Below are 11,399 nucleotides of genomic sequence, written 5' to 3' on the forward strand. Positions count from 1 at the left end.
GACCGCCCACGCGCACGACACGGGCCCGATCGCGCTGCGCTACCCGCGCGGCGAGGGTGTGGGCGTCGAGCTTCCGGAGCGGGGCGAGGCGCTGGCGATCGGCAAGGGCCGGGTGGTGCGGCGCGACGCGGAGGCGCGTGTGGCGCTCCTGTCGCTCGGCACGCGGCTGTCGGAGGCCTTGAAGGCGGCCGACACGCTGGCCGAGCAGGGCGTGGCGGTGACGGTTGCGGACGCGCGGTTCGCCAAGCCGCTGGACGAGGCGCTGATCCTGGAGCTCGCGCGCGACCACGAGGTGCTGATCACGATCGAGGAGGGCTCGCGGGGCGGGTTCGGCGCGATGGTGCTGCACCTGCTGGCCGAGCGGGGCGCTCTGGACGCGGGCGGGGTGCGGGTGCGGACGATGACGCTGCCGGACGCCTACCAGGACCACGACAGCCCGGAGAAGATGTACGCCGAGGCGGGCCTCGACGCCAAGACCATCGTCAAGACCGCCCTCGACACCCTGCCGGCGGAGACCGGCAAGGCCGAGCCGGCGAGCAACGTGGTGAGCGTGCGCCGCCGCCCGCGCTGACGCCGCAGAGAGCGCGGTCTCCCGCGCTCGCTCCGTTCCCTGTCGATGTGTTCGGACCGCCGTCCTCGCGAGCGGAGCCAAGCGAACCAGGGCAGCGCGGCGCTCACCGGCGTCGCGCCAACCCCCGGGTCACTTCGCTCCGCTCGTGATGACGGAGCCGACACGCTGACCGAGGCCCCCAGACGGAGACGGCATCCCGTCTCATTCCGAGGTGCCGGAGCGTGGCACGGGCCTCGAAGGAGCCTTCCGGAGGTCGTGCGATCTCCGGAGATCTCTGCGGGTCCGGTCGAAATCGCTCCTACCCCAAAGCCTGCGCGACCGCCTTGCCGCAGGCCTGCGTGTCGGCGTTGCCGCCGAGGTCGCGGGTGCGCAGCGTCCGCTCGGACAGCACCCGCTCGATCCCGCCGACGATCTCGGCCGCCGCCGCGTGCTCGCTGAGATGCTCCAGCATCATCGCCCCCGACCAGATCTGGCCGATCGGGTTGGCGATCCCCTGGCCGGCGATGTCCGGCGCCGAGCCGTGGACCGGCTCGAACACCGACGGGTGCACCCGTTCCGGGTTGATGTTGCCCGACGGCGCGATGCCGATCGTGCCCGTGCAGGCGGGCCCGAGATCCGACAGGATGTCGCCGAACAGGTTGGAGGCCACCACCACGTCGAACCGGTCCGGGTTCAGGACGAAATGCGCGGTCAGGATGTCGATGTGGTACTGGTCCCACCGGACGTCCGGGTAGGCCTCGGCCACCGCCTTCACCCGCTCGTCCCAGTACGGCATGGTGATCGAGATGCCGTTCGACTTCGTGGCCGAGGTCAGGTGCTTCTTCGGGCGCTTCTGGGCCAGTTCGAACGCGAACCTGAGGATCCGGTCCGTCCCGTGCCGGGTCATGATCGTCTCCTGCAGGGCGAACTCCCGGTCGGTGCCGGCGAACATCCGGCCGCCCGCGTTCGAGTACTCGCCCTCGGTGTTCTCCCGGACCACCCAGAAGTCGATGTCGCCGGGCTTGCGGTCGGCGAGCGGGCACTTCACCCCCGGCATCAGCCGCACCGGGCGCAGGTTCGCGTACTGGTCGAATTCCCGCCGGAACAGGATCAGCGAGCCCCAGAGCGAGATATGGTCGGGCACGCGCTCGGGCATGCCGACGGCGCCGAAATAGATCGCGTCGTGGGTCTCGATCCGCGCCTTCCAGTCCTCCGGCATCATCCGGCCGTGCTGCTCGTAATAGTCGCAGCTGGCGAAATCGAACCAGTCGAGCTGGAGGCCGAAGCCGTGCCGCTTGGCCGCCTGCTCCAGCACGCGCACGCCCTCCGGCACCACCTCCTTGCCGATGCCGTCGCCGGGGATCACCGCGATGCGGTAGCGACGCTGCTGGCTGTTCTCTGGGGCGGCCATGAATCCTCCACGCGTTCCGAAGTGCGGGCCTCCGCGGGGCCCGGGTCGTCGGCGTCAGGTGATTGGTCCGCGCCGGTGTCGGGTCAACACCCCGGCCTGACAATCAGTCGGTTTCGCCCGCCATCGCCCGGCGCTGGCGGTCGAGCTCCTCGCTGTAGCGCTTGAGCGTGTGGCTCTCGGTGAGCAGGCCCAGCACCTTCCGGCTCTCGGCGCTCTCGACGACCGCGAGCGCCTCGCTCTCGGTCCGGTCGAAGGCGGCCGCGGCGTCCTTGGCGTTCATCCCCGGCGTCAGGAAATCGTCCGCGTGCAGGAGCAGGTCGGCGAGGACCGGCTGCGCGTCGGCGCCGGAATCCCGGGCGGCCGCGTGCGTCTCGGGCACGTTCAGGATGCCGGCGTAGCGCCCAGCCCCGTCCACGGCGATCACCCGGGAGGGCGAGCCGAGGGGATGGGCGCGCAGGAAGGTGTGCAGCGGCGTGTCCAGGGCCACGGTGCCGGGATTGCGGCGCATCAGCCGGCCGACCGTGAGCGAGCGGATCCAGCCGACGTCGTGGGGGCTGCGGATGCTCTCGCCGCGCAGGTGGAAGCGCCACGTGGCGAAGGAGTAGCCGAAGGTCTTGCGCACGGTGAGGGAAGACGCGATCACCGCCGCCAGCACGACGCCGGTGATCGGCAGGCTGCCGGTGACCTCCAGGGCCAGGAACGTCATGGTGAGCGGGCCGCCGATGACCGCCACCGCCAGGGCGCTCATGCCGATCACCGCGTAGGCGAGCGGCGTCAGGCCGAAATCCGCCAGCGGCGGCACCAGCACGGGGGCGAGGGCGGCGAACAGCTTGCCGGCGATGGCCCCGAGGAACAGCGACGCGAAGAACAGGCCGCCGCGGAAGCCCGAGCCGATCGAGATCGCCGAGGCCGTGGCTTTGGCGGCGAACAGCCCGGCCAGGACCGCGATGCCGTGCCCCTGCCCCTCGGCGGCGAAGTGCATGTGCAGGGCGCCGTGGCCGCCCGAGAGCACCTGCGGCGTCGCGAGCAGCGCCAGTGCGCCGACGCACAGACCCCCGAAGGCGGGCGCCGCCACCCGCGGCACGCCGGAGGCCTGGACGAGGCGCTCGACCAGCGTGACCCCGCGCATGATCAGGATCCCGAGGCCCGCGCAGAACAGCCCGAGGGCGAGGCTCGGCAGGATCTCGAGGCTGGTGACGTGCGAGGTCGTGACCGCCTGCATGTCGCCTAGATCGACGAGCGGCTGCGCCTCGATCAGGGCGCGCGAGATCAGGTTGCCGCACAGCGCCGCGACGACCACGGGCGTCAGCGTGGCGATCGAGTAGGTGCCAATGATCAACTCGAAGGCGTAGAACGCGCCGGCGAGCGGCGCCCCGAAGCCGGCCGCGATCGCCCCGGCCGCGCCGCAGCCGACCAGGGTGCGCAGGTCGCTGCGTCGCACTTCGAAGGCGATGCCCAGGCGCGAGGCGAGGCCTGAGGCGATCTGTGTGTAGCCGGCTTCCAGACCCACCGAGGCGCCGGACCCGTTCGAGATGACGTTCTGGAGCGCGAGGTAGAGGCTGTCGCGCAGGGACATGCGGCCGCCGTGCAGGGCGTTGGCCTCGATCGGGTCGATGGCCGGGCGCTTGCGCGGGCCGCGGACGTAGTTGGCGGCGACGATCAGCAGGCCGAGGACGGCGCCCCCGAGGCACGGGCCCACGAGCAGGAGCGCCGGCGGCACGGCGTCGACGGCGCTGAGGCGCGCCCCCGCGGGCAGCTGGTAGAGATGCTCGCGCAGGGTCTGGGTGATCCAGGTCATGGCGGACACCGCCACGCCGGCGACGCAGCCCACCAGGGTCGCGAGGGCGACGAGGCCGCCCTCGCTCCGTCGGACGAGGCTGCGGAGCCGCCCGGGGGCCTGGACGAGCCCGATCCCGGTCCAGCGCCGACGGGGCCTCCGCGCCGGCCTGACGGGCCGCCGGGCCGGGACGTCGGCCGATCCGTCGCCGGGCGCCCTGCCCCCGCCGGCGGCGCCCGATGGCTGTCGCGCGCTCACGGTCCGCCCTCTCGCCTCCGGTCCGCCCGATCGGCGCGGCCGACGCGTCGGCCCCGCCGTCGCAGTTACAGCCGGGGCCGAGCCCGTTGCAAACGGGGGGTGCCTCGGGAGCGTGGCCGGCCCCGGCGCGGAGGGCCCGGACGGCGCTGTCCACGAAGTCCAAATCCCGTGCACGCATCGCCTTGAAAACTGCCGCGGCCCACGATACACCCCGCGCCAGTGCCGCCGTAGCTCAGTTGGTTAGAGCACCAGATTGTGGATCTGGGGGTCCCCCGTTCGAGCCGGGGCGGTGGTACCATCCATTCAGCTCGACAGCGCGAGGGGTTGGCGGATCGCCAGCCCCTTTTGCTTGTGCGCGGATGGCACCGCGCCGTATCAGGGCCAGCCCGAACCCTCACCCCGCCCCGATCGGAATTGACGGGACCGCTCCTCGCGCCGGAGCCGGCCTGTACCCAGGCGGCCGCTCCAATGCTCACGCACGTTATAGAATCGCCAAATTTGCTCGCATACCGTCCCGTTTGGGAGAAGACTATTTTCGTTAGCGTGAAGACTGCCATGAAGAGCACGACACAGCAGGATCAGCTCGAGATCGTGAGCGACCTCGCGGCCTCGCTCGCCGACCGGATGCTGATGGAGCGCCTGACACAGGGGAAGCTGCCCCTCGCGAACGCGAGTCGCCTCTGGACAGCCTCGCTGCTCCTGGAAGAGCACGCGCGGCCCATCCCGCGCATCGTGACGGACGTCCTCGAGCAGGTCCGGCACGTGGAGCCGGACGACGAGGATGCGGTCGACGGGGACGACGCCGACGGGATCGGTGCGGGGCCGGAACCGGACTTGGCCGCGGCGCGGCGTGCGGCCCGGCCGGCGCGCCGGCGCGGGCTCACCCGCTTGCTCCGACCGTTCCGGCAGGCGGCCGAAGGCTGACCCGCGTCGACGGCGCCGGACCATCTGGCGGATCCGGAGTTCCCCGCGTGCGCCCGGGACGCTAAGACCGTTCCCGAGCGTGGCGGCGGGCGCCGCCGCGCCAACGGGCTTCGGGACACGAGAGATGAGCATCCCTGAACGGCGCGTCCGCACCCTGTTCGACGAGGCGGCCATCGCCAAGCGCAACGACGAGCTCGCCCGCGAGATCCTCGCCGCGCAGCCCGAGAACCTCCTCGTCGTGGCGGTGCTCAAGGGCAGCTTCATGTTCGCGGCCGACCTGCTCCGGTCGCTGCACCGGGTGGGTCTCGCCCCGCAGGTCGAGTTCGTGCACCTGTCGAGCTACCGCACCGGGACGGTCTCCAGCGGGCAGGTCGAGATCCTGCGCGACGTACAGAGCGAGGTGCGCGGGCGGGACGTGCTGCTCGTGGACGACATCCTGGAATCGGGCCGGACCGTCGTCTTCGCCAAGGACCTGCTGATGGCCCGCGGCGCCCGGCGCGTCCTCACCGCGGTGCTGCTGGAGAAGCCCGGCAAGCGCGCCGTGACGATCGACGCGGATTTCGTCGGCTTCACCTGCCCCGACGTGTTCGTCGTCGGCTACGGGATGGATGCCGCCCACGCCTTCCGCCAGCTGCCCTTCGTGGGCGTGGTCGATTACGGGGACGGCGCCCCGGACCTGTTCGACGCCTGACCATGCCCGCGGCGCGGCATTTTCGCCGCGGGCCGCGACCCGCGGGACAATTCAGCCTGCGACGACTTGACAGACGGAGAATTCGTCTGCGTCTGTCGGTATTTGGGCGCGCGCGGCGTCGCGACGCGGCGCGCGCGGATTTCGGGGACGGTTACGGGACCACATGGCGCGCATCCTCCTGGTGGATGACGAAGAGACCGTCCGGGGCTTCCTGAAGCGGGGGCTCGAGATCGACGGGCACGCGGTCGTCACGGCCAACGACGGCAGCGACGGGCTCGACCGCCTCAACGAGGCCGACGGCGGCTTCGACCTGATGCTCACCGACATCCGCATGCCGCTCATGGACGGCATCGCGCTGGCCCTCGCCGCCAAGCGCGATTTCCCCGACCTGACCATCCTGCTGATGACCGGCTTCGCCGATCAGCGCGAGCGCGCGCGCGGGCTCGACGCCATCGTCACCGACGTGCTGACCAAGCCCTTCTCCCTGGCGGATCTGCGCGCCACGGTGAGGCGTGCGCTCGCCGCCTGAGCCGGGCGAGACCGGTTCAGAAGAACTTAAACATTGCTCTTAGGTTGAGCTTCACGAAAGCGTGGCATCTTCGGTCCGACTGATCAGACCGAGCACGGAACGCCATGTATCGCCGGGACCGGGACATCGACGCGGCGGCGTACCAGGCGGACCGCTACGGCTGGGAGCCGGACGACACGGACTGGGACGACGACCGCGACGCGCGGCGGCCGCGCAGAGGCGTCGTCGGCCGGCTCTTCTCTCCGACGAAGCTCGCCCTCCTCGCGGTGCCGGCCGGGCTGTTCCTGTACGGCAGCTTCGCGGATTGCAGCGCCCGCCCGGCGGCGGGCTGGCTCGGTCTTGTCGGAGCCGGGGCCTGCGCCCGTACCGAGATGCTCGGCAACGTCCTGTCGATCCAGGACAACCTCGCGCTCCTGAAGCGGCTCATCGACTGAGCGCCCGCTCAAGGCCCTTCCGCGCTCCGCCGATCCGCTCCGAACCGACCTCCGCGAGGCCGCCATGTCCACCCGCCCGCTCCTCCCGGCCTCGTCCGGCCGCGCCTCCGACGCCCTCGAGGAGGCCCAGTTCCGCGCTCGCATGGCGCGGGTCGGCCCGGACGGCGCGCACCGCACCCCGCGCCGGAACCGGGCGCCCGAGCGGCATCGCGGCTTCCGGCTCGGCTGGAAGGGCTGGCTCGTCGTCGACTGCCTGGTCGTGCTGCTGGTCGTGGCGGGCGTGGTGGCGTGGCCGCCGGTCCAGTCCTGCCGCAACCAGGACCAGACGGTCGGGTTCTACGCCGGCGATTCCGTCGGCAAATGCATCCGGCGCGGCATCGCTGACCGCCTCGACACCGCCGACCAGCGCCTCAAGAGCCTGATCCGCCGCTCGGGCCATTGAGGGCCGGCCGCGCAGATCCTGGCGCGGCTCGGATTGAGCGGCGCTTATACGCCGTTTCTGCGAACCGAGTATCTGTCTCGCGCGCCCCGCCACCTTCCGTTCTCAACGCCCTCCCACGCGGTGGCGGCGGGTCTGAACCGGTTCGCCTGTGCCGACTAGCGAAACTATTGATAAGATTTCACATCCAACGCTCGAAATGTTCCAGGGCGCCCATACGTTGGTGCCGCATTACACCAATGGACGAGTGCTCATGCCCGGATATCGAAATCCGGGCCTAGCTGCTCTCTCGACGGCGACTACGTTGTCAAAACTGAGTTGAATCGAAGGCCATATTCCTGGCTGCGCGAACGCATCGAGCGCAAGAGCCGGCACTTCAGAACGTTCGCCGACGACATGAAGCAATTCGCCGATTTATCGGACGTCGCTGACCGCGACCTCGACGGCCGGACACCGTTCCTGCCGAACGGCTACTTCAGCTACGGCGACGCATTGGCCCTGACGACTGTTCTCGCCACACGCAAGCCGGCCCGGTATGTCGAGGTCGGAAACGGCAACAGTACGAAATTCGCTCGCCGCGCAATCGGCAAGTACAAGCTCGACACCAAGATCGAGTGCATCGACCCCAATCCGCGCTCAAGCGTCCGCGACATTGCGGATAAGTGGATTTCTGACGGCCTTCTCGATGTTGACCCGTCCTACTTTCAATCGCTGAAGGATGGTGATGTGCTGATGCTGGATGCCAGCCATCTCCTGTTCCATGGCAGCGACACGACGCATTTCTTCCTGCGAATCTACTCGCTTCTCCGGCCGGGCGTGATCGTGCATGTGCACGACATCCATCTGCCATATGAGTATCCCGAGGTTTGCGACAGGCTGTTTTGGAACGAGCAATACATTCTTGCCATAATGTTTTACTATAAGCCCGCGTCCGACATTATCGCTCCGATCAAGTACATGCATTGTGAGGGCATGTGCGACGAGGGTGCCAGCTTCTGGTTCGAGGTCTAGCGGGATCCGCGCCGGAAATCGCCATCGCCTCTGACACATTGGCAACCGCTCGGCATACGCACGGCGGTGAACGGAATGACGGGCAGGGAATATGTGAGCGATACGGCATTTCGCGCGCATCCAACGGCGAACGGGCTTCGCGTTGATGCAATCATCGGAGGCCTTCTACGCTCCTATACGAACGCGCGGAGTACCGGACGATGCCTGGGCTGACCTGGCGGCCCGCCGATCCGGGCGAGCCCTCCCTCGGAGGCCAGGCCACCCCGACCGGATCGGCGGCGGCCGCGCCGTGGCGCTGATCCACGGCAACAGCCCCTGCTGCTCGCGCGAGCGGCGCCCTCGACGAACTTCACCCTCGACGGGGATACGTTGGGTCGGACCAACCCTGCCCGCGCAGATGGGGATCGGCCCGGTCGACGAGAGCTTCCCGACCTGTCGGACGCGGCACTGGGCTCGAAGGTCGAGCGCGCGCAACACCAGCACGCCACGGTGCGGGCCTGGATCGGGGTCCCGACCTCCATCGGCCTCGGCCCGACCAAACCCTGCTTGAGGAAGCGGTGGCGGCGCACGCTGAACAATTCGGGGAGAAGCTGCGGCGCGAAGGACTGGAAACCGATCAACGTCACGGTCTTCTACCACACGAGCGAGCACGACCGGGACGAGCGGATGCGCTCGGTGTCGACGCGGGTGCAGCTGCCGGAGCACAGTTCGGACACGCTGGCGCCGATCAGGGCGGTGCGGCACAGGGTGGCACTGCCTTGGCGCGCGGCCATGACGCTACAGCAAGGCGGAGATCGTCACGACCGACCTCGTGCCGCTGTCACAAGACCCACGGGCGCTGATCGGCGCGCCGGATCGGGCGGGGCGACCCCGCTGATGGTGGCGCTGGACGCGTGCAACGCGCGCTGGAGCCGAAGCACCGCGGTGCCCGCGTGGGTGATCCGGTGCGACTGGAACACCAAGGTGTAGAATCGCGCGCCGCGCTACAAGACGCTGGTGAGCGAACTGCCAATCGCCTACGCCTGAACCTTAACAGGATGCTTGGGTGACCGCTGTGGGTGGATTTTCGCAGATCCGCTGGCGGGCGGCGATACACACAAGCGGATGTACCCCGTGCCCGCCCAGGCCCCTTTCGGGAGCTTCGAGCCCGCATTTCGCGATGCCCGCAGTTGATACGGAAGCAGCCCCTTGGTGGCGAAATCTAGTCGAGAAATATGAGTACGCTAGGGCTTGACTGGTCAGTTCTTTCAGCGATTTCGAAACCCTCAAGTGCTATGCAGAAGACCGTCCATTAATGGGATGGGGTTTTCGGGCCCGCCGTTGTTCGCAGATGTCGCGCCGCCCTCTACCAGCACGTTTTGTGGGACATGAGCCATTGCAGACCGCTCGCTTAAACCAACTTGACGGACTTCGGGGGTTTGCCGCGTTAATCGTCGTCCTTTTTCACTTTATGTCGGCCTTGGTCCCATTTCTAGTTCCAGAACAGCAATCAAATGCATCATGGATATCCTACAGTCCAGTGGCAGTTCTATGGAATGGGGCATTTGCTGTATCTGTGTTCTTTGTTCTTAGTGGATTTGTTTTGATAAATGCCACTATACGCAGACCAGACCCTATATGGGTCAACGTGATCATTAGATATCTACGCTTAGCATACCCGGCACTGTTAAGCACTTGCTTCGGTTGGCTATTGTTGAAAATATTTCCTACAGAAGCAAGCGCGCTCCATGAAATTACGCATAGCCGCTGGCTTCTTTGGACCTATCAGGGAGATATCCCAAGTTTTAGTGTCGCCATTCGAAGCGGAGTTTTTGATATATTTGCAAAAGGTGGTTCGTACTTCAATAACGTTCTGTGGACTATGCGTCCTGAGCTATTTGGATCACTTTTGTGCTTCTTGGTTTGCCTGTTTAAGCGCGCAAGAGACAGGATTATTATAACATCCATTTTTTTATGCTTGATATATACGCTAAGCAAATATGAGTATGGAAGCTTTATTGTGGGCATATATCTACGAGAAGCGTGGGCAGTTGGAAAGTTGAATTTTAGATTCCCAATGCTTGCGGTGATTCTTGGCCTGGCCATTGGATCCCAGAGTGGTGACGCAGCTAATATATTGGGACTTGACTGGCTCCCTGCATTTCTTGCAATGGGCACAAAGGACAGCATACTATACCCGATGGCCGCGGGTTTGATTGTATACGGATACATCAACTCTCCTACTGCACATCGCGCGCTTTCTGGAAAAATAGGATCGTTCCTTGGAGCTATATCGTTCCCACTATATTTAGTCCATGTTCCTGTAATTTATACAGTGTTTTCGTTTATCGTTTTGATCAGACCACACAATATAATTTATCTAGTACTCGTTTTCATATTTGCTTTTGCGGCAATAATTTCTCCTGCTTACATGGCAGAAGTTTTCGTCGAGAGGCCGTTCCTGAAGGGATTGGGAAAACTACGTTACTTTCTCAATGACTTGAGTTCCCGCCTTCGTAGCCGGATCCGAGGACATAAGTGACATCCTCACGCTGAACGTGGTCAAACATTAGGACTTGTTCCATCCTGACCATCAGCGGAACTCAGCACCCAGCTGACTCAGATAACGGCGTAGAAAACCGACTTGTAATCAACCATTGTCGGTGATGAGCGCCTCGGCCGCGCGAGCGTTGGTGCGGAGCGTCTCGGCGACGTCGCGGCGCCAACCCTTTGGACGCCGGTGGGTGTCGCTGGCGCGATCGGCCAGCACTGCGACGACCACGGCGCGGATCGCCCAGTCGGTAACCTCGGTGGTCTCGCGCAGTTCGGCGAGTCGTGGGTTCCGCGGCCATCCACTCCCAAGCCGTGAACTATGCCGCCTCCCGCATCGCTCGGGCGCCGGCCTTCTTCGGCCCACTCCAAGGGTTGCGCGCACGCACGATGAACGGAACGTGCCGAGATGTGTGCCTTGACGAAGCGCCCCCAAACGTAGTCAAAAGCGCGTCTGACGCACCGAAACCGCCAATTTTCTCAATGGTTTCAGAGCGCCTGCCGGTGTAGCACAGCGGTAGTGCAGCGGTTTTGTAAACCGAAGGTCGGGGGTTCGATCCCCTCCGCCGGCACCATATACTTCAATGGCTTAGCCCTACTTTTGTCTCTGCTGAGACCTTCTTTCCCCAGCTGGGGTAACAGTGGGGGTAACAGCGGGAGTGTTTTGCCAGCCCTTTGCCGCCCGCACGGGATGCGCGAGCGGCGGTCACATTTTGGCAGTAAGCGTCGTTCTCAGGCCACGGCTTTGAGGGGCTGCGGGGCGTAGGCCCAGGGCAGCAAGTCGTCGATATGGCTCTGCGGATGGCCGGCGACGATGCGGGTGATGACGTCGGTCAGGTAGGCCTG

General features: G+C 66.3%; 13 protein-coding genes and 2 tRNA genes. 11 read left to right on the top strand and 4 right to left on the bottom strand.

Annotated features, from left to right (window positions below):
* On the top strand, nucleotides 1-571 hold a 571-nt coding region (locus ACLBYB_RS31840), incomplete at its 5' end, for a transketolase C-terminal domain-containing protein (protein WP_447701248.1).
* Nucleotides 572-869: 298 nt separating this feature from the next.
* Here ACLBYB_RS31840 and ACLBYB_RS31845 read toward each other — a convergent pair.
* Both ACLBYB_RS31845 and ACLBYB_RS31850 read right to left on the bottom strand, forming a co-directional pair.
* Complete coding sequence (locus ACLBYB_RS31845; protein WP_447701249.1) at nucleotides 870-1,961, bottom strand: tartrate dehydrogenase; 1,092 nt, start codon at nucleotides 1,959-1,961, stop codon at nucleotides 870-872.
* Between the two features lie 103 nt (nucleotides 1,962-2,064).
* On the bottom strand, nucleotides 2,065-3,996 hold the full coding sequence (locus ACLBYB_RS31850) for a chloride channel protein (RefSeq protein WP_447701250.1): 1,932 nt from the start codon (nucleotides 3,994-3,996) through the stop codon (nucleotides 2,065-2,067).
* Nucleotides 3,997-4,217: 221 nt separating this feature from the next.
* On the opposite strand from ACLBYB_RS31850, the gene ACLBYB_RS31855 reads away from it, so the two are divergent.
* The 9 genes from ACLBYB_RS31855 to ACLBYB_RS31895 all read left to right on the top strand — a co-directional run bounded on the left by ACLBYB_RS31855 (nucleotide 4,218) and on the right by ACLBYB_RS31895 (nucleotide 10,545).
* Nucleotides 4,218-4,294 (top strand) — tRNA-His (locus tag ACLBYB_RS31855).
* A 257-nt stretch (nucleotides 4,295-4,551) separates the two neighbouring features.
* Entirely contained in the window at nucleotides 4,552-4,920 is a 369-nt protein-coding gene (locus ACLBYB_RS31860) for a hypothetical protein (protein WP_020094393.1), read from the top strand.
* A gap of 124 nt (nucleotides 4,921-5,044) precedes the next feature.
* Nucleotides 5,045-5,611: a hypoxanthine phosphoribosyltransferase gene (hpt, locus tag ACLBYB_RS31865; protein ID WP_447701251.1), complete on the top strand. Its 567-nt coding sequence runs from the start codon at nucleotides 5,045-5,047 to the stop codon at nucleotides 5,609-5,611.
* Between the two features lie 163 nt (nucleotides 5,612-5,774).
* Nucleotides 5,775-6,140, top strand: a complete 366-nt coding sequence (locus ACLBYB_RS31870; protein ID WP_007567202.1) for a response regulator — start codon at nucleotides 5,775-5,777, stop codon at nucleotides 6,138-6,140.
* Between the two features lie 104 nt (nucleotides 6,141-6,244).
* Nucleotides 6,245-6,574, top strand: a complete 330-nt coding sequence (locus ACLBYB_RS31875) for a hypothetical protein (protein WP_091682827.1) — start codon at nucleotides 6,245-6,247, stop codon at nucleotides 6,572-6,574.
* Between the two features lie 64 nt (nucleotides 6,575-6,638).
* Nucleotides 6,639-7,016 (top strand): hypothetical protein, encoded by a 378-nt coding sequence (locus tag ACLBYB_RS31880; protein WP_447701252.1) that lies wholly within the window; start codon nucleotides 6,639-6,641, stop codon nucleotides 7,014-7,016.
* Nucleotides 7,017-7,409: 393 nt separating this feature from the next.
* Complete coding sequence (locus ACLBYB_RS31885; protein WP_447701253.1) at nucleotides 7,410-8,024, top strand: class I SAM-dependent methyltransferase; 615 nt, start codon at nucleotides 7,410-7,412, stop codon at nucleotides 8,022-8,024.
* A 369-nt stretch (nucleotides 8,025-8,393) separates the two neighbouring features.
* Nucleotides 8,394-8,993 carry a hypothetical protein gene (locus ACLBYB_RS31890; protein WP_447701254.1) on the top strand — a complete coding sequence of 200 codons (600 nt, stop codon included), beginning with the start codon at nucleotides 8,394-8,396 and terminating at the stop codon, nucleotides 8,991-8,993.
* A gap of 361 nt (nucleotides 8,994-9,354) precedes the next feature.
* Nucleotides 9,355-10,545 (top strand): acyltransferase family protein, encoded by a 1,191-nt coding sequence (locus tag ACLBYB_RS31895; protein WP_447701255.1) that lies wholly within the window; start codon nucleotides 9,355-9,357, stop codon nucleotides 10,543-10,545.
* Nucleotides 10,546-10,653: 108 nt separating this feature from the next.
* Here the strand turns inward: ACLBYB_RS31895 and ACLBYB_RS31900 are convergent, their stop codons facing one another.
* Nucleotides 10,654-10,785: a hypothetical protein gene (locus tag ACLBYB_RS31900; protein WP_447683248.1), complete on the bottom strand. Its 132-nt coding sequence runs from the start codon at nucleotides 10,783-10,785 to the stop codon at nucleotides 10,654-10,656.
* A gap of 268 nt (nucleotides 10,786-11,053) precedes the next feature.
* Here ACLBYB_RS31900 and ACLBYB_RS31905 point away from each other — a divergent pair.
* Nucleotides 11,054-11,128: transfer RNA gene (locus tag ACLBYB_RS31905), tRNA-Thr, on the top strand.
* Between the two features lie 157 nt (nucleotides 11,129-11,285).
* Here ACLBYB_RS31905 and ACLBYB_RS31910 read toward each other — a convergent pair.
* Nucleotides 11,286-11,399 (bottom strand): transposase domain-containing protein (locus ACLBYB_RS31910; RefSeq protein ID WP_447699984.1); only part of this gene is annotated, 114 nt, incomplete at its 5' end.

It is taken from the genome of Methylobacterium sp. D54C, from assembly GCF_053345595.1.